We start from the raw sequence: 18,545 nt of genomic DNA, 5'->3' as shown, positions 1-18,545 counted from the left end.
TTCACCATTTTGACGCACTTGACAGGATCGAAAAATAGTCGAGATTTTCCATGTCCTATCAGCAGCTTGAAGAGGTACGAGAACGAATCGGATATCGTTGCTGTAAAGTGCGGTGCACCTATTTGGGTCTTGATCTAAGTGGCAACTTGCCAGCTACCTTGCCTGAGTGGCCTGGCAACTAACCGAAGACCTGAAAGTTATTTGAACAAAGCTGAGTTACATCAGTTGCTTACATGGATTCCATCAACGGGTCAGTCACGAACCTGGGCTCACCGGCACACTTATTGAGTGCCGCCACGGATCGTCACGCCGGAGGGTGGAAGTCGTCAGTTCTCCGGCCATCGCCCGGCGCCCGATCCCATCGTCCGCTGGCCTGATGAGCAAAATAATCAGAACAACAGTGGAGCGGCCATGCAACAGATCAGATCCCAGGTGACCGAGCGCGCCGGCTTGTACGAGCTGGACGCCGGCAGCGACGTGCTCGACAGCCCCCGTTACAACCACGACATCGCCCCGACCAAGGTCCAGGAACGCACCTGGAACAAGTGGCACATCACCGCGCTGTGGATCGGCATGTCGATCTGCGTGCCGACCTACACCCTGGGCGGGGTGCTCACCGCCTACTTCGGCCTGAGTGTCGGCGAGGCGCTACTGGCGATCCTCTTGGCCAATGTCGTGGTGCTGTTGCCCCTGACCCTCAACGCCTTCGCCGGCACCAAGTACGGCATTCCGTTCCCGGTGCTGCTGCGCTCGTCCTTCGGCATCATCGGCTCCAACGTGCCGTGCCTGATCCGCGCCCTGGTGGCCTGTGGCTGGTTCGGCATCCAGACCCTGTTCGGCGGCCTGGCCATCCACCTGTTCCTGGGCTCGATCTTCCCGGATTGGAAGGCCCTGGGCGGCACCGGCGAGGTGATCGGCTTCATGCTGTTCTGGACCCTCAACCTGTGGGTGGTGCTGCGCGGCGCGGAATCGATCAAATGGCTGGAGACCTTGTCGGCGCCGCTGTTGGTGGCGGTGGGCATCGGGTTGCTGCTGTGGGCCTTGCCCAGCGTGTCGCTCGGTGAGTTGCTGGCGATCCCGCCCAAGCGTCCCGAGGGCGCCAGCGTCACCGGCTACTTCATGGCCGGGCTGACGGCCATGGTCGGATTCTGGGCCACCTTGTCGCTGAACATCCCGGACTTCAGCCGCTACGCCAAGAGCCAGAAGGACCAGGTGCTGGGGCAGATCTTCGGCCTGCCGCTGACCATGTTCCTGTTCGCCGCCCTGGGAGTGGTGATGACCGCGGCCTCGGCCAAGCTGGTGGGGGTCACGGTCTCCGACCCGGTGAGCCTGATCGGGCATATCCAGAGCCCGGGCTGGGTGGCCGTGGCCATGGCGCTGATCATCATCGCCACGCTGTCGACCAACACCGCGGCCAACATCGTTTCGCCCACCAACGACTTCCAGAACATCGCGCCCAAGCTGATCGGCCGCACCACGGCGGTGATCCTCACCGGCCTGGTGGGGCTGGCGCTGATGGGCCACGAACTGCTCAAGAAGCTCGGCCTGCTGGTGTCCGACGTCAGCCTGGAAACCGTTTATTCCAACTGGCTGCTGGGCTACTCCAGCCTCCTGGGGCCGATCGCCGGGATCATGGTGGTGGACTACTTCATCATCCGCAGGCAGCGCCTGGACCTGGCCGGGTTGTACCGCGACGACGTGTACCCGGCGTGGAACTGGCACGGCTTCATCGCCTTCGCCATCCCGGTGGCGCTGACCCTGATGTCGCTGGGCAGCAGCGCCTTCAACTGGTTCTACAGCTACGGCTGGTTCACCGGTTCGGCCCTGGGCGGGCTCATCTACTACGGCCTGTGCAACCTGCGCAGCCCGCAGGGCGTGAGCGCCAAGACGCCGGTGTGATGCATTGAGAGCATCGTGGGCAAGTCGCATCGCCGCCCGCTCGCTCCTGCAGGGAACGCGGGGCTTGTTCACAAACAATCCACCAGACACCACAGCACTCAAGACGAGCACGACCTTGTCGACCACAACCAGAAAAGCCTGAGGAGATCACCATGAACGCTGCCGTCGACGTTCTGCAATCCAGCCATCAGCACATCAACCGCGACCGCCTGTGGCAGTCGCTCATGGAGCTCGCCCGGCTCGGCGCCACGGTCAAGGGCGGGGTCTGCCGCCTGGCCCTGACCGACCTCGACCGCCAGGCCCGCGACCTGTTCGTCACCTGGTGCGAGGAGGCCGGGTGCACGGTCAGCGTGGACGGCATCGGCAACATCTTCGCCCGCCGCCCCGGGCGCAACCCGCAGCTGCCGCCGGTGATGACCGGCAGCCATATCGACACCCAGCCCACCGGGGGCAAGTTCGATGGTTGCTTTGGCGTGCTGGCCGGGCTGGAGGTGTTGCGCACCCTCAACGACCTCAAGCTGGAAACCGAAGCGCCCCTGGAAGTGGTGGTGTGGACCAACGAGGAAGGTTCGCGCTTCCCGCCGTGCATGATGGGCTCCGGGGTGTTCGCCGAGAAGTTCACCCTGCAGGACACCCTGGCCAGGACCGATGCCGAGGGCATCAGCGTCGGCACGGCGCTGGACGCCATCGGTTATGCCGGCAGCCGGCCGGTGAGCGGGCATCCGGTGGGGGCCTATTTCGAGGCGCACATCGAGCAGGGGCCGATTCTCGAAGACGAGCGCAAGACCATCGGCGTGGTGCTCGGCGCCCTCGGGCAGAAGTGGTTCGACCTCAAGCTGCGCGGGGTCGAGGCCCATGCCGGCCCGACCCCGATGCACCTGCGCAAGGACGCCCTGGTTGGCGCCGCGCAGGTGGTGGCGGCGGTCAACCGCGCGGCCCTCGGCCATCAGCCCCACGCCTGCGGCACCGTCGGTTGCCTGCAGGCCTACCCGGGCTCGCGCAACGTGATTCCCGGCGAGGTGCGCATGACCCTGGACTTCCGTCACTTGGAGCCGGCGCGCCTGGACTCGATGATCGCCGAGGTGCGCCAGGTGATCGAGCGCACGTGCGAAGAACATGGCCTGAGTTTCGAGCTGACCCCGACTGCCGACTTCCCGCCGCTGTACTTCCACAAGGTGTGCGTCGAGGCCGTGCGCGGCGCCGCCGAGGGCTTGGGCCTGTCGCATATGGATATCGTCAGTGGCGCCGGGCACGACGCGATCTTCGTTGCCGAACTGGGCCCGGCGGGGATGATCTTCGTGCCCTGCGAAGGCGGCATCAGCCACAACGAAATCGAGAACGCCGATCCCGACGACCTGGCCGCCGGCTGCGCGGTGCTGCTGCGCGCCATGCTCGCCGCCTCCCAGGCCATCAGCTTGAAATCCTGACTGCCGTTCCCGGCCTGCGAGGCTGCGTCCTCGTACGCAGCTTCGCAGGCTCAGCAGCGGCTACAGGTTTGCATGGGTGACGAATCTTTGGCTGACACTAAGCTAATTCCTAAAAATTATTTATTTTAGATTTATTAGATCTATTAGCTTTTAGCGACTTTCCTCCCCCAGAAGGTTCGCCCCCATGCGCCAGCCCCATGCTTTGCCTCGTCGCTTGTCGCTCTCCGTCCTTGCCGTGCTGGCGCTGGGCATGGCCTGCAACGCCCTGGCCGACACCAGCCTGCGCATCGGCTACCAGAAATCCTCGACCCTGCTGGCGGTGCTCAAGGCCCAGGGCACCTTGGAAAAACAACTGGCGGGGCAGGGGGTGAACATCACCTGGCATGAGTTCACCAGCGGCCTGCCCCTGGCCGAATCGCTGAACGTGGGCAATGTCGATATCAGCGCCGATGTCGCCGACACCGTGCCGGTGTTCGCCCAGGCCGCCGGCGCCAGGTTGACCTACTTCGCCACCGAGACCCCATCGCCCGCGGCCCAGTCCATCGTCATCGGCAAGGATTCGCCGCTCAAGTCCCTGGCCGATCTCAAGGGCAAGCGCATCGCCGTGACCAAGGCCGCCGGCAGCCATTACCTGCTGATCGCCGCATTGCGCGAGGCGGGCTTGAGCTTCGCCGATATCCAGCCGGTGTACCTGACCCCCGCCGATGGCCGCGCCGCCCTGGAAACCGCCAAGGTCGATGCCTGGGTCACCTGGGAACCCTTCGTCGCCAGCGCCGAGCGCCAGCAGGGCGCACGGGTGCTGCACGACGGCCAGGGCCTGGCCAGCTACCGCCGCTACTACCTGGCCTCCAACGACTACGCCAAGGCCCATCCCGAAGTCCTGCAGCAGGTGTTCAGCGAGTTGCAGAAGACCGGCACCTGGGTCAAGACGCACCCGCAACAGGCGGCGCAGTTGCTCGGGCCGCTGTGGGGCAACCTCGACGTGCCCACGGTGGAACTGGCCAACAGCCGCCGCACCTACAAGGTGGAAGCGGTCAAGCCCGACGCCTTGGGCGAGCAGCAGAAAATCGCCGATGCCTTCTACCAGGAAAAGCTGTTGCCCAAGCCGGTGGATGCACGGGCCGTGCAGCTCTGGAGCCCCAAGCATTTGTGATCGTCCGTTGCCAGGCCGGGGCCAGCAGGCACCGGCCTGGCAGCGTTGCGCTTGCCGCTGAGCGCCCCCCTTTTTCTTTGTCACCGCCGGCTACGCCATCCCGCGCCCGGCGCCAGGAGTTCTTGTGTCTGCCGTTCAACCCCAAGAGGCCTTTGCCGTTCTAGCCTCGTCCACCGTCCTTGCGGACGACGCCGAAGTGGTGCTGGAACTGCGCAACCTGACCAAGACCTACGCCAGCCGCCGCGACCGAACCAGCGCGCCGGCGGTGCAGCAGGTCAGCCTCAGTGTGCGGCGTGGCGAGCTGCTGTGCCTGATGGGCACCTCTGGCAGCGGCAAGTCGACGCTGCTGCGCCATATCAATCGCTTGATCGAACCCGGCAGCGGCGAGGTGCTGATCGACGGCACCGCCATCGGCCAACTGGCACCCCGGGACCTGCGCACCCTGCGCTCGCGGCGCATCGGCATGGTGTTCCAGCACTTTGGCCTGCTGCCCCATCGCAACGTGCGCGACAACGTCGCCTTGCCCCTGGAACTGCGCGGCGAACCCGAGGCGCTGCGCCACGCCGCGGCTGATGTGCAACTGCAAGCCATGGGCCTGGCGGGCTGGGACGAGCATTACCCCCATGAGCTGTCCGGCGGCATGCAGCAGCGGGTCGGCCTGGCCCGGGCGCTGGTCAGTGAACCGGACATCCTGCTGATGGACGAGCCCTTCAGCGCGCTGGACCCGACCATTCGCCGCGAGCTGCAGGGACACTTCCTGCGCCTAGTGCGCGAGCGTGGCATCACCACCTTGCTGGTGACCCACGACCCCGCCGAGGCCTTGCGCCTGGCCGACCGCATCGCGGTGCTGCGCCATGGCCGGCTGATCCAGCTGGGCACGCCGGCACAGTTGCTGGAGCAACCGGCGGACGCCGAGGTGGCGGATTTCTTCCAGGACCAGGGTGCACGCAGCGTCCCGACCCAGGCGGCTGCGCCGGTGGCGGTCGGCCCTGTCCCGGTGGCGCTAGAGGCGGCTCCGGCCAAGCCAGGCCGGGGTTTCTGGAGCGCGCTGTGGCGTGGGCCGGCGGCCCTGGCCGCCAGCGGCCATGGCGCCTTGTATTGGCTGGGATTCGCCCTGGAGTTACTGGCGGCCGCAGGCTTGGGCCAGTGGCTGGCTACGTTCCGCCCGGGCTGGGCTGGGCTGGCGCTGCTTGGCCTGGTGCTCAGCCGCCTGCTGTGCGTGACCCTTGCCCGGCGCCCGCGCCGCCAGGTTCGCGCCGGCTGGCACCTGCCGTGGCTGGTGTTGCTGTTGTGCCAGGGCCTGGTGCTGTGGCGCGCCCTGGCTGTCGACGCCAGTGGGCCCTGGGTGCAGTTTCCCGCCGATCGCCAGTGGTTGCTGGCGACGGCAGCGGCCATCGACCAGTTGATCGGTTGGTCCCAGGTCACCTTCGAAAGCACCTTCGTCGGGGTGATCGTCGCGGTGCGCACGGTGATCGAAGGCATCGAGAGCCTGCTGGGCTGGCTGCCCTGGCCGGTGCCGGCGCTGGCCCTGGTGCTGCTGGCCTGGCGCAGCGCCGGCGCCGCCCTGGCCCTGACCAGCGCCGCGGCCTTGCTGTACATCGGCCTGTTCGGCTTCTGGGAGCGCACTGTCGCGACCCTGGCCCTGGTCAGCGCCGCGGTGCTGCTGTCGCTGCTGATCGGCGTGCCCACCGGCATCCTCCTGGCCAAGCGCGCCCTGGCCCGGCGGTTGGTCACGCCGTTGCTGGACGTGATGCAGACCCTGCCGACCTTCGTGTACCTGATTCCGGCGGTGGCGTTCTTCTCGGTGGGCAAGACTCCGGCGGTGATCGCCACGGTGATCTTTGCCCTGGCGCCGATGATCCGCCTCACCGCCCTGGGTATCCGCGAGGTGCCCAAGACCGCCGTCGAGGCGGCCCTGGCCCACGGCGCCACGCCCTGGCAGGTGCTGGCCAAGGTCGAGTTGCCCCTGGCCGCCGGCTCGCTGCTGCTGGGGATCAACCAGACCCTGGTCATGAGCTTGTCGATGGTGGTGGTCGCCGCGCTGATCGGCGCCGGTGGCCTGGGCTACGACGTGATGACCGCGCTGCGCAATATCAAGGGCGGCGAGGGCATGCTGGCCGGCGCCGCGATCGTGTTCTGCGCGTTGATTCCCGACCGCATCATTCAAGCGACCCTGCGCCAGCGGGATCGCGCTTTCCATCAGTCATGAGGTGTTCGATGAACCCATCCCTTTCCCGTGCCCTGGGCGCTACCGCGCTGTTGCTGGGCTTGTCGCTACCGGTGCTGGCCAAGGACAAGATCGTCATCGGCGAGCAGAACTGGACCGGCGCCATCGCCATCCAGAACATCCTCGGCGAGGTGATCAAGAGCCGCCTCGATGGTGATGTGTCGTACCTGGCCGGCGACGTACCGGTGCTGCTTGCCGCCGCGGCCAAGGGCGATGGCGCGGTGGATGTGCTGACCGATATCTGGCTGCCCAACCAGTCCGCCGCCTGGGCCAAGTACGTCAGTGGCGGCACCCGCTCGCTGGTGCCCAATAAGCAGCCGTACCTGGGCGAGCAGGGCTTCTACGTGCCCGGCTACCTGCAAGACAAGTACGGGGTGAAGTCGGTCTACGACCTGCAAAAGCCCGAAGTGGCGAAGCTCTTCGAGCCCCTGGGCGGCGGCAAGGCGCAGTTGCTGGTGGGCCCGGCTGGCTGGGAGTCGACCTATATCGGCGAGATCAAGGCCAAGGATTTCGGCTTTGCCGACAAATTCGAGTCGGTGTCCACCGAAGCCTCGGTGACCTACGCCAAGCTCGCCAGCGCCTACAAGGCCCAGCGCGGCGTGGTGTTCTACGCCTACACCCCGGACTGGATCTTCTCCGCCTTCGACCTTCGGCGCCTGGATGAACCGGCGTTCGACGGCTACGCCCAGGACAACAAGAAGGGCGACCCGCTGTACAAGGCCGACGGCTGCTGGAAATTCATCAGCCCGACGGTGAGCGCCGACTGGCTGGCCCAGAGCAAGATCACCTGTGCCTACCCCGATGCCCGGGTGTATGTCCTGGCGTCCACCGCCCTGCAAAAGCGCGCACCACGGATCGCCGCCTTCCTGGAGAACTTCAGCATTGACCCGCAGGCGCTCAACGACCTGATTCTGAAGATCGAGAAAGAGCAGCAACCGCCGGCGCAGGCGGCCAAGGCCTGGGTGGCGGCGCATCCGCAGATCGTCGATGGCTGGCTGGGCGCCAGCGGCGAGAAGGTGGGGGTGGCGCAATGAGCGGAGCGCCGCTGAACGGCCTCGAACAGGCGACCTTCGGCGCCGGCTGCTTCTGGGGCGCCGAAGCGGCGTTCCGGGCGCTGCCTGGGGTGCTGGAGACCCGGGTCGGCTATGCCGTGGAGGCGGGGGACGAAGCCGTGCAGATCGAGGTGGTGCAGGTGGATTTCGATCCCCGGGCGTTGGCGTATTCGAGCCTGGTCGAGCACTTCTGGGGGCTGCACGATCCGACCTCGGTGGATCGGCAGGGGGAGCATGGTGGGGTGAAGTATCGGTCGGCGATCTTCTATGCCAATACCGTGCAGGCGGAACAGGCGCAGTTGGCCAAGTTGGCCCTGCACGAGTCGGGGCGTTTGGGTAAGCCTGTGGCCACGGTGATCGTGCCCCTGGGCCGCTTCGACCTGGCGGATGAAGCGCACCAGCGGTATCTGGAGAAGAATGGGTTGAGTAGTTGCCATATCTAGAAGCTACAAGCTACAAGCTACAAGCTTGGAGCTTGCGGCTTAGAGCTCGCTCTTATGCAACCCGTCACTGAATCACTTCCAACACCGCGCAGCCTTCTCGTGTCAGCAGGTGCACGCCACGGGTGATACGGGTCAGGTCGCAATCGCTGATGTCTTTCAGCGCCAGGGTGGACAGGCTGTCCATCAGGTCGCGGACCACGGTGAAACGGTGGGCGGCGCTGCTGGCCAGGTCGCTCAAAGGGGCTTGGGTGTCGAGGTAGAACACCGGGTGTTCGGTGTCATGGGTGTCGACGGGGGTGAAGCGGGGGAGGTGATGGTCAGTCATCGGTGCAGCTCCTATAAATTGAGCTGCCACCTTCCGCGGCCAAGCGAATTAGGGTGGCAGCTGTACGCGGGTTGGCCGACCGGCTATAGGAAACCGGCACACCCGAAGGTGTCCCACGCACAGCCGCCATGAGACAAAATCACAGGCACAAAAAAAGCGCCTGCAATGATGTTTTGGACGCTGATGCGTTCCTATATTCGACCGGCCAAGGTCGCTCGCGGGCCTGGCTGCGAGGGGCGGACTATAGGAAGGATGCTGGAGCAGTGCAACCGGGCATTGAAGGCGATGTTTGAGTGGTTGTGTCGACTGTTGGTGGCTGGTTTTGATGGGGTACATATCCATTGTTGCGGTCACGGCCACTTAGGGTTTCGCTCTTACGGCGAGTCACTTTGGAAAAGCCGGAATGCCGGCCCAGCCCAAAGTAACCAAAGGGCTCCTGCCCCCGCATCCGGCCCCTCGCTGGGGCTCGGGGTTCCCTCACTCCGGCGCCGCTCCGGGGGCACGCCGCCACAGGCCATCCATGGCCTGATGGCGGCTAGCTCGGCATCCTTGCCGAGCTGCCCCCTGCGCAACGCCTGCGTTCGGCCTTCTGGAGGGGGCAGGCAGATCAAGATCAAAAGCCAAAGCCAAGCACCCCGTAGGAGCCGGCTTGCCGGCGAAGAGGCCCTTGGATGGGGCGGTGATCTTGCGGACGCCTTCGCTGGCAAGCCAGCTCCTACGGGAGGAGGGGGATCACCCCCACATTCTCTTCAGGCCGGCCGCAAGGCCGCCGTCAGATTTTGCTTTTGCTTTTGATCTTCCTGCCCCCTTAGACACGATGGCCGAACGCAGGCATTGAGCCGTGGGTAACCCGGCAGGACGCCGGGTTAGCCGCCCCAGGCCATGGATGGCCTGGGGCGGCGGCCCACGGATCAATGCCGGAGTGAGGGCATGCCGAGCCTAGGCGAGGCACCGAGTGGAGGGGCAGGAGCCCTTTGGTTACTTTGGGCTGGGCCGGCATTCCGGCTTTTCCAAAGTGACTCGCTGTAAGAGCGAAACCGTAAGTGGCCACACCCGCAGCAACGGATATGTACTCCCAACAAATAGCGAACACAGATTTCACGACCGCTACGCAGTCGATCGGGAGCAAGCTCCCTCGCCACAAGGTTTGCGCTTCAGGTTTCAAACCCCACCTTTCCACCCCCCACCCAACGCCACCACCAACCCCACACTCGCCTGCAACTCCCTTGTCCGCACCGCCTGCAACCCCCGCTGCGCCTGCAAGGCCGCGGTCTGCGCGGTGACCACATCGAGATAACTCACAGCGCCGGCCTGATAGCTATTCATGGCCAGTAACTGGGTGTGCTGGGCAGCATTCACCGCTGCCTGCTGATCCAGCGCCTCCTGGCGCAAATCCCGTAGTTGCCCCAGGTTGTCCTCCACCTCGCGCACCGCCCGCAGCACCTGCCCACGGTAATGGGCGGCGGCCTCTTCAAACTCGGCATGGGCCTGGCGTTCATTGGCGCTCAGTCGTCCGCCATTAAAGATCGGCAGGTTCACCAAGGGCCCCAAGGCCCAATAACGGTTGCCCGCAGCCAGCAGATTACCTACGCCCTGGGTTTGCCCACCGAGCATGCCGGTCAGGCTGAAGTCCGGGTACCAGGCCGCTCGTGCCACGCCGATGCCGGCATTGGCGGCGAATACCCGGCGTTCGGCGGCGGCGATGTCCGGTCGGCGTTGCAGCAGGCTGCTGGGCAGTTGCCGGGGGACTTCCGGCAGGCCCAGCAGTTGTTCCGAGGGCGCCAGGCGGAACTGGCTGGCCGGTTCGCCCACCAGCTCGCCGATGGCGTGTTCCGTGAGGTTGCGCTGGGCCCGGACTTCGTCCAGGTCGGCCTCGGCATTGGCCAGCTGGCTCTGGGCCCGGGTCAGGTCCAGCTCCGAGGCGATCTGCCCCTGGTAGCGGTCACGGGTCAGTTGCAGGGCCTGGCCATAGTCCTCCAGGGAGCGGCTGAGAATCCGGCTTTGCGCGTCCAGGCCGACCAGTTGCACATAGAGCAGGGCCAGCTGGCGTTGCAGGCTCAGGCGCGCCGCCGCCAGGTCATCACCGGACGCCTGGGCCTGGGCATCGCCCGCCAGCGCCTGGTTGCGCAACCGGCCCCAGAGGTCGAGGTCGAAGTCCAATGTAAAGCCGGCGCTGTTGCTGTTGTACACCGAGGGTTGGCTGCCGCCGCGCAGCGGTCGGCTGTCCGACTGGCGCTGGCGCAAGGGCTGGGCGCTGGCGCTGATCTGCGGGAACAGCCCGGCATGCAGCTGGCTGGCGTAGGCCTGGGCGCCGTCGTAGTGGGCCAGGGCCGCGGCGAGGTCCGGGTTGGCCTGGAGCAGGCGTTGTTGCAGGTCGTCGAGCCGTGGCTCGTGGTACAGCCGCCACCAGTGCGCGTCGAGGGCCTGGGGCGTGGCCGGATGCCAGGGCCCGGCGGCGCTCTGTTCGCGAAACTGCGCTGGCAACGCCACCTCCGGCGCCTGGTAATGCGGCGCCAGGGAGCAGCCGTGCAGCGCCAGCAGCACCAGCGCGGCGAAGGGCTTAAGCCTTGGGCGCATGGGCACCTCCGGCGTCGGCCAGTTGCACCAGGTCGCCTTCGCGCAGGGCATCGGGCGGGTTGTCGATGACCTGATCCGTGGCTTGCAGGCCCTGGTCGATCACCAGGCGGTCGCCCAGGTCCAGGCCGATATGGATGCTGCGCAGGTGCACGTGTTTTGCGCTGTCGATGAGCGCCACCTGGGTGCCCTGGGCGCGGAAGATCAGGGCGCTGGCGGGGATGCTCAGGCCATGGGTGTCGGCCGCCAGCGCCAGGCTTGCTTCGGCGTAGTCGCCAGGATGCAGGGCGCCGTCGGGGTTGGCGGCGACGAACTGCGCCAGCAGCGTGCCGGAGCGCGGATCGATGGCGGTGGAGTCGCCCACCAGTTGCGCGCTGAAGTGCTGCCCCGGGTGCTCGGGCACGCTCAACCGGGCTTGCAGGCCGGGGTGGATCACGCTGGCGTAGTTCTGCGGAATCGGTACGTAGAGCCGCAGTTTGTGGGTGTCCGCCAGGTCGAACAGCTCCGGGTCGCTGTCGTTGTCGGCCTTGATCAACTGGCCGATGTCGGTGTGGCGCGCGGTGATGGTGCCGGCGAACGGCGCGCGAATGGTCTTGTAGTCTTCCAGGGCCGAGAGCCGTGCGTAGTCGGCGGCGGCCGCTGCGGCACTGGCCTGGGCGGCGGTGGCGTTGGAGCTTCTTTCATCGGCTTCCTGGCGCGATACCGAGTGGCTGGCCAAGAGGTGCTGCCAGCGCTCGGCGGTGGTCTGCGCCAGCCGCGCATTGGCTTGCTGCTGGAGCATTCGTGCCCGGGCCTGGGCCACTTGCTGGTCCATGTCGGGGCTGTCGATGTGGGCCAGCACCTGGCCGGCGGCGACCTGGGTACCGATGTCGGCGCTCCAGTCCTTGAGGTAACCGCTGACCCGGGCGTGGATCGGCGCCTTGCTCCAGGCTTCCAGGTGGGCCGGCAGGCGCAGGCTGTCGCCCTGGGCGTTGGGTTGTGGTTGCACCGCCAGCACTTGGGGCACGGCGGCGGTTTCGGTCCAGGCGGCGACGGCCCGCTCATGCCGGGTGCGCGCGGCCAGGCCGCTGGCCACCAGCAGGGCGGCCAGGCTCAAGCCGCCGATGCCCAGCAGCATCAGGCGTTTGCGCGAAGGGGTGTGGTCAGGCGACATGGGTGGTTTCTCCAGCGACAGCGGGGTGGGAACGGCGACCGTGGACCAGGCTGAAGACCACGGGGACGAAGATCAGGGTGGCGACGGTGGCCAGCAGCAGGCCGCCGATCACCGCCCGGCCCAGGGGCGCGTTCTGCTCCTCGGACAGGGCCAGGGGCAGCATGCCGATGATCATCGCCAGGGCGGTCATGCACACCGGGCGAAAGCGCGTGTAGCCGGCTTCCAGGGCGGCCAGCAGGGCATCGCCGTGTTCCGCCAGGCGCTCGCGGCAGAAGCTCACCACCAGGATCGAGTTGGCGGTGGCCACCCCCATGCACAGGATGGCCCCGGTCAGCGCCGGCACCGACAGCGAGGTGCCGCTGAGGAACAGCATCCAGACGATGCCGGCCAGGGCTGCCGGTAGCGCGCTGATGATCACCAGCGGGTCGAGCCAGGATTGGAAGTTGACCACGATCAGCAGGTAGATCAGCACCACCGCCCCCAGCAGCCCCAGGCTCAGGCCGCTGAAGGCCTGGTGCAGGGCGTCGATCTGCCCGTGCAGGCTGACCGTGGCGCCCTTGGGCCGCAGGGCGGCGGCGTTGTCCAACACCTGTTGCATGTCGTGGGCCACGGCGCCCAGGTCGCGGCCCTGGACGTTGGCGTACAGGTCCAGGGTCGGCTGGATGTTGTAGTGGCTGACCACCGCCGGGCTGTCAACGCGGGAGATATTCGCCAGGCCACCGAGGATCTGCGCCTGGCCGTTGCTGCCGGTGACCGGCAAGGCCTCCAGGGCTGGCAGGCTGTCCAGGCGGTACTGCGGGGTGGCGGCGACGATGGAGTAGGACACGCCGTTCTTCGGGTTGAGCCAGAAGGTCGGCGCCACCTGGGAGCTGCCGGCTAGGGAGGCGACCATGCTGTTGGTCACGTCGCGCTCGGTGATCCCCAGGCCGTTGGCCCGCAGGCGATCGACCTTGACCGCCAGCGACGGATAGCCGGTGGACTGCTGCAGGCGCAAGTCGGCGATGCCCGGCACGTGGCGCAGGCGCCGTTGCAGCTCCAGGGCATAGGCGCGGTTGGCCGCATCGTCAGGCCCGGAGATCTTCACGTCCAGCGGGGCCGGCGCGCCGAAATTGAGGATCTGGCTGCTGATGTCCGCCGGCAAGAAGGCGAACTGGCTACCGGGGAAACTCTCCGGCAGGGCCTCGCGCAAGCGCTTCACGTAATCGGCGGTGGGGGCGTGGCCGGGCTTGAGGGTGACCTGGATATCGCCATCCTGGGGGCCGATGGTGCCGCTGTTGCTGTAGGCCATGTCGATGCCGCTCAGGGGGATGCCGATGTTGTCGATCACGCTGTCCAGCTCCTCGGGCGGGATTACCTCGCGAATTCGTGCTTCGATGCGGTCGAAGGCCGCCGCGCTTTCCTCGATCCGCGTGCCCAGGGGCAGGCGCACATGCAAGGCCAGGGCCCCGGCATCGGTGGCGGGGAAGAAGTCCTGGCCCAGGCTCGGCAGCAGGGCGAAGGAGGCCAGCACACAGGCCAGGAAACCCAGGAGGAATGGCCGGCGCCTGGCCAAGGCCAGTCGCAGCAGGCCGTGGTAGGTGTCGCGCACATTGGAAAAACGCCGCTCGAAGCCTTGTTGGAACCCCAGCAGGGCGCGTACCAGGGCATGCCGGGGCGGGGCGTGCTGCTCGCCTTCGTGGTGGTTGATGAAGGCATCTTCCGGGTGATGGCCAGGGCCGGCTTCCGGCACGTGGGGCTTGAGCAGGTACAGGGCCAGGGTCGGCACCAGGGTCCGCGACAGCAGGAAGGAGCTGGCCATGGCGAAGATCACCGCCAGGGCCATGGGCCGGAACAGGTAGCCGGCGATGCCCTGCAGCAGGAACATCGGCACGAAGACGATGCAGATGCACAGCAGCGAGACGAACGCCGGGCCGACGATCTGTTTGGCGCCGTCGAGGATCGCGTCCTTCACCGTCTTGCCCTGTTCCAGGTGCCAGTTGATGTTCTCGATGGTCACCGTGGCGTCGTCCACCAGGATCCCCACCGCCAGGGCCAGGCCGCCCAGGGTCATCACGTTGAGGGTCTGGCCGCTGGCGGCCAGCAAGGCGATGGCGGCGAGCACCGCCAGGGGAATCGAGGCGGCGATGATCAGCGTCGAGCGCCAACTGCCGAGGAACAGCAGGATCATCGCGCTGGTCAGCAGCGCGGCGATGATGCCTTCCCGGGCCACGCTGCCCACCGACTGCTTGACGAACACCGAGGCGTCGCCCAAGAGCGAAGTCTTCAGCGCTGGCGGCAGGGTCTCATCGATGCGCGGCAGCATCTGGCGGATGCCATCGACGATGGCCAGGGTCGAGATATTGCCGTTCTTCAGGGCCGGCATCAGCACCGCCCGGTGGCCATCGACCCGCACGATGTTGGTCTGCGGCGGCGCGCCGTCACGCACGTGGGCCACCTGGCCGATGGTGATCAAGGCGCCGTCGACGGTCTTGATCGGCAGGTCGTTGAGCTCGTCGATGGCACTTGGGCTGTTGTTCAGCAGCACCGTGTATTCATTGCCACCCAGCTTGGCGGTGCCCACCGGGATGATCTGGTTCTGCGCCGCCAGGGCGTTGCCCACGTCCTGGGCGGACAGGCCCTTGGCCGCCAGCGCCTGGGGATCGAGGTCGAGGGTGATCTGCCGCTGCTTGCCGCCCATGGGCGTGGGCATCGCCAGGCCCGGCAGGGCGCTCAGGGGCAGGCGGATATTGTTCTGCACCAGGTCGCGAATCTTCGCCTCGGACAGGGTCGGGCTGGAAAACGCCATTTGCAGAATCGGCACCGTCGAGGCGCTGTAGTTGAGGATCAGCGGCGGAGTGATGCCCGGCGGCATCTGCTTGAGCACCGTCTGCGACACCGCGGTGACCTGGGCGTTGGCGGTGCGGATGTCCACCCCCGGCTGGAAGAAGATCTTGACGATGCCCATGCCCGGCAGCGACTGCGACTCGATGTGCTCGATGTCGTTGACCGTGGTGCTCAGCGAGCGCTCGTAGGTGTAGATCACCCGGCCGGCCATGGCGTCCGGTGACAAGCCGTTGTACTGCCAGACCACCGCCACCACCGGGATGCCGATGTCCGGGAACACGTCGGTGGGCGTACGCAGGGCCGCCAGCGGCCCGATGATGCAGATGAAGATCGCCAGCACGATAAACGTGTAGGGCTTGAGCAGAGCGGTCTTGACCAGCCCGAGCATGGGGTGGACCTCCGAGGCGGAAACGAGGCTCGGCAGTCTCCAGCGACCCACCTAACACGCGGCTTTCAGCCAGGTGAAGGAAGTTTTAGGTTGGGCCTTAACTTCCTTTCATGGGGATTCATTTGTCCTCGTTGCCGGGCCTCGACAAGCTGGATGGCAATCCGGCGCGGCTGGCGTTCGCAGTCGCACCCCGTGTTCCCTCTCACTGCCGAGGTACCTGCCATGAATACCAAACCGCTGCTGCTGATTCCCGCCCTGAGCCTGGTGCTGGCGCTTTCTGCCTGCGCCGGCCCGATGCCCAAGGCCGACCCCAACGACGCCTGGATCAGCCTCGAGGAAGAAGCCCCCAGCGACCTGATGGCCGAACGCGTGGACGGCAAGAACGTCGACGACGGCCGCTACTTCCAGGTCCGCCCCGGCGCCCACCGCCTGGACGTGACCGTATTCGAAGACAGCACCGGCGACTCCAACCAGCAAGACTGCAACGGGCATGTCAGCTACAGCGGCTTCAAGGCCGGCGAGCATTACAAACTGGTGGAATCGACCCTGGGCACCGAAGTGCGGGCGCGGCTATATGACGGGCAGGGCAAGCAAGTGGCCAGTGCGAGTGGGTTCAGGTGTATGCCGGGGTGACGGCGCCTCTGGCACTGCGCAAACCAGGACATTTCGCTCAATAGAAATAGAAGCGGCTGACTGCACGTTCAGGGAGGGAGGTCCAATGATGAGGACCTGAATCCTTCAAGCGGAGCCCTGTTTATGACTCAACCCGCCGGAGCCAAGCCGACTTCCACCGATGCGGCCTTCAGCGAAGTGGCGCAAATGATCGCCGCCGCGCGCCAACGCGCGGTGCGGGCGGTGAATACCGAGCTGCTGGAGTTGTATTGGCAGGTCGGTGCCTATATCAGTCGCAAGATCGAGACGGCGGAGTGGGGCGATGGGGTGGTGCCGCAACTGGCGGATTATCTGGCGCGGCAGCAGCCGGGGCTGCGAGGGTTTACCCGGCGCAACCTGTTCCGCATGCGTCAGTTCTATGAGGCTTATCGAGACGAGGAGAAAGTGTCAGCACTGCTGACACAATTATCCTGGACCCAGAACCTGATCATTCTTGCGCAAGGAAAACGCCCAGAAGAGCGCGAGTTTTATCTGCGCATGACAATCCAGGAACGGTGGTCAACCCGGGAACTGGAGCGCCAGATCAAATCAGCCCTCTTTGAACGCTCGCTGACCCGCCCGGCAAAAGTCTCGACAGCGTTGAGACAATTTCATCCCGAGGCGCTACAGGTGTTCAAGGATGCCTATGTGGTGGAGTTTCTCGACCTGGCCCAGGGGCATAACGAAGCCGACTTGCATCAAGGGCTGGTGCGGCAACTCAAAGACTTTCTGATCGAAATGGGGCGTGACTTCTGCTTTGTCGCCTCGCGCTATCCCCTGCAAGTCGGCGGGCGCGATTTCGTGCTGGATTTGCTGCTGTTCCACCGCGGACTGAATTGCCTGGTGGCCATTGAGCTCAAGGTCGGGCGTTTCGAACCTGAATACCTTGGCAAGCTGGATTTCTACCTCGAGGCCCTGGACCGCCAGGTGCGCAAACCCCATGAAAACCCGGCCCTGGGCGTGTTGCTCTGCGCCAGCAAGGACGATGAGGTGGTCGAGTACGCCCTCAACCGCTCACTCTCACCGGCCTTGATCGCCGAGTACCAGACCCAACTGCCGGACAAGAAGCTGCTGCAGGCCAAGCTGCATGAGTTTTATGCGCTGAATCCTCAGGTGGATTGAATCGCGTTATCGGCGCCCGAATTATTTTTCCGCCACCCCGTCACAAACCCCCCGGCTGGCCCGTCATGTCGGTGTATCCCTCAAATAACGGAGCCACCCCATGTCATCCAGCCACCCCACCCAAGCCGTCAACCTGCTGCAAACCATCCCCGAGATCTTCGACAGCCTGGGCCAGATCCACGGCCTGATCGACGCCCATGGCCTGGATCGCAAGCTGCATCACCTGGTGGTGCTGCGCGCCTCGCAGATCAACCAGTGCGGCTTCTGCGTGAAGATGCACACCCGCGAAGCCCGGGAAGACGGCGAAAGCAACGAGCGCCTGGACCGCCTGGTGGTCTGGCGCCACGTCAGCGACTTCAGCGCCGCCGAACGCGCCGCCCTGGCCTGGACCGAAGCCCTCACCGTGCTGCGCGAAGACACCGACTTCGGTCCCTTGCGCGCCGCCCTGCGCGAACATTTCAGCGACGCGCAGATCGCCGCCTTGACGGCCGATATCGGCATGATCAACCTGTGGAATCGCATGCAGGTGTCGAGGCACTGAGGATGGATCGAATCGATGACGCGACGGTGTTCGCAAGCCGTCGCAGCTTCCTGCTGGGCCTGGCCTACCGCCTCCTCGGCTCCCGCGCCGAAGCTGAAGACGTGGTGCAAGACCTGTTCATCAAATGGATGGAGGCCGACCAGGCCTCCATCGCCAACCCCGCCGCCTGGCTGACCACCGCTTGCACCCGCCACTGCATCGACCTGCTGCGCTCCGCCCGCCGCGCCCGGGTCGACTACATCGGCACCTGGCTGCCGGAACCGATCCACACCCTGCACCACGACTCCCCCGAACAGAGCCATGAACTGGCCTCGTCGCTGTCCACCGCGTTCCTGCTCTTGCTGGAACGCCTGACGCCCAAGGAGCGCGCTGCCTATCTGCTGTATGACATCTTCGACCTGGACTACTCACAAGTAGCTGCTGCACTCGATGTTCAAGAAGCCACCTGCCGCAAGTTGGTATCCCGCGCCAAGGCCAGCCTGGGAAATGCCCAGGTCCGCCACCAACCGGAACCGTCCCGCCAGCAGGAACTGCTGACTGCCTTTCATGCCGCCATCGCCAGCGGTTCGACCCAGGGGTTGGCGGCGTTGTTGTCTGAAGACGTTGAGCTGTGCGCCGATGGTGGCGGCAAGGCCAGCGCCATTCGTGAGACGCTGTATGGGCTGGAAGCGGTGTTGGCGTTTGTGGGGGAGTCGTTGAGCCGGTACTGGCGGGAGTATCAGTGGCAGGAGGTGGAGATCAATGGCGGGCGTGGGGTGGTGTTGCGC

The 18,545-nt window shown here is 65.8% G+C and carries 14 protein-coding genes; 10 read left to right on the top strand and 4 right to left on the bottom strand.

Translation table 11 applies throughout. The features are described 5' to 3' along the window. Positions 1 to 411: 411 nt before the first annotated feature. The 6 genes from CAG11_RS11330 (at position 412) to msrA (ending at position 8,201) form a co-directional block, all read left to right on the top strand. Positions 412 to 1,899, top strand: coding sequence for an NCS1 family nucleobase:cation symporter-1 (locus CAG11_RS11330; protein ID WP_022643934.1), 1,488 nt, complete (start codon positions 412 to 414; stop codon positions 1,897 to 1,899). Positions 1,900 to 2,051: 152 nt separating this feature from the next. After that, a complete protein-coding gene (locus CAG11_RS11325) occupies positions 2,052 to 3,326 on the top strand; it encodes a Zn-dependent hydrolase (protein WP_085596374.1) in 1,275 nt (424 codons plus the stop codon). 184 nt (positions 3,327 to 3,510) lie between these two features. Then, the gene (locus CAG11_RS11320) at positions 3,511 to 4,479 is read left to right on the top strand and encodes an aliphatic sulfonate ABC transporter substrate-binding protein (protein ID WP_085596373.1); all 969 of its coding nucleotides are present in this window, start codon (positions 3,511 to 3,513) and stop codon (positions 4,477 to 4,479) included. Positions 4,480 to 4,603: 124 nt separating this feature from the next. Next, positions 4,604 to 6,688, top strand: a complete 2,085-nt coding sequence (locus CAG11_RS11315) for an ATP-binding cassette domain-containing protein (RefSeq protein WP_085596372.1) — start codon at positions 4,604 to 4,606, stop codon at positions 6,686 to 6,688. Further along, positions 6,685 to 7,740: a glycine betaine ABC transporter substrate-binding protein gene (locus CAG11_RS11310; RefSeq protein WP_085596371.1), complete on the top strand. Its 1,056-nt coding sequence runs from the start codon at positions 6,685 to 6,687 to the stop codon at positions 7,738 to 7,740. The genes CAG11_RS11315 and CAG11_RS11310 overlap by 4 nt, the downstream gene beginning before the upstream one ends. An 11-nt stretch (positions 7,741 to 7,751) precedes the next feature. Next, positions 7,752 to 8,201 (top strand): peptide-methionine (S)-S-oxide reductase MsrA, encoded by a 450-nt coding sequence (gene msrA, locus CAG11_RS11305; RefSeq protein ID WP_085596658.1) that lies wholly within the window; start codon positions 7,752 to 7,754, stop codon positions 8,199 to 8,201. A 64-nt stretch (positions 8,202 to 8,265) separates the two neighbouring features. Here the strand turns inward: msrA and CAG11_RS11300 are convergent, their stop codons facing one another. The 4 genes from CAG11_RS11300 to CAG11_RS11280 all read right to left on the bottom strand — a co-directional run bounded on the left by CAG11_RS11300 (position 8,266) and on the right by CAG11_RS11280 (position 15,464). Then, the gene (locus tag CAG11_RS11300) at positions 8,266 to 8,526 is read right to left on the bottom strand and encodes a hypothetical protein (protein ID WP_085596370.1); all 261 of its coding nucleotides are present in this window, start codon (positions 8,524 to 8,526) and stop codon (positions 8,266 to 8,268) included. 1,161 nt (positions 8,527 to 9,687) lie between these two features. Further along, positions 9,688 to 11,103, bottom strand: a complete 1,416-nt coding sequence (locus tag CAG11_RS11290; RefSeq protein ID WP_085596369.1) for an efflux transporter outer membrane subunit — start codon at positions 11,101 to 11,103, stop codon at positions 9,688 to 9,690. Then, the gene (locus CAG11_RS11285) at positions 11,087 to 12,253 is read right to left on the bottom strand and encodes an efflux RND transporter periplasmic adaptor subunit (RefSeq protein WP_085596368.1); all 1,167 of its coding nucleotides are present in this window, start codon (positions 12,251 to 12,253) and stop codon (positions 11,087 to 11,089) included. Before CAG11_RS11285 ends, CAG11_RS11290 begins: the two co-directional genes overlap by 17 nt. After that, positions 12,243 to 15,464, bottom strand: coding sequence for an efflux RND transporter permease subunit (locus CAG11_RS11280; protein ID WP_085596367.1), 3,222 nt, complete (start codon positions 15,462 to 15,464; stop codon positions 12,243 to 12,245). Before CAG11_RS11280 ends, CAG11_RS11285 begins: the two co-directional genes overlap by 11 nt. A 222-nt stretch (positions 15,465 to 15,686) precedes the next feature. Between CAG11_RS11280 and CAG11_RS11275 the strand changes: the two genes are divergently transcribed. From CAG11_RS11275 to CAG11_RS11260, 4 genes are all read left to right on the top strand, one after another. After that, on the top strand, positions 15,687 to 16,097 hold the full coding sequence (locus CAG11_RS11275) for a hypothetical protein (RefSeq protein ID WP_085596366.1): 411 nt from the start codon (positions 15,687 to 15,689) through the stop codon (positions 16,095 to 16,097). A 123-nt stretch (positions 16,098 to 16,220) separates the two neighbouring features. Continuing rightward, on the top strand, positions 16,221 to 17,237 hold the full coding sequence (locus CAG11_RS11270) for a YhcG family protein (protein ID WP_085596365.1): 1,017 nt from the start codon (positions 16,221 to 16,223) through the stop codon (positions 17,235 to 17,237). A 100-nt stretch (positions 17,238 to 17,337) separates the two neighbouring features. Beyond that, complete coding sequence (locus tag CAG11_RS11265; protein ID WP_085596364.1) at positions 17,338 to 17,778, top strand: carboxymuconolactone decarboxylase family protein; 441 nt, start codon at positions 17,338 to 17,340, stop codon at positions 17,776 to 17,778. Positions 17,779 to 17,780: 2 nt separating this feature from the next. Beyond that, positions 17,781 to 18,545 (top strand): sigma-70 family RNA polymerase sigma factor (locus tag CAG11_RS11260; RefSeq protein ID WP_085596363.1); only part of this gene is annotated, 765 nt, incomplete at its 3' end.

The sequence above is a fragment of the Pseudomonas sp. B6(2017) genome (assembly GCF_002112765.1).
GTDB classification, from domain to species: Bacteria; Pseudomonadota; Gammaproteobacteria; order Pseudomonadales; family Pseudomonadaceae; genus Aquipseudomonas; species Aquipseudomonas piscis.
Note: the sequence above shows the minus strand (reverse complement) of the source record. Positions and strands in the feature narration are given on the sequence as shown.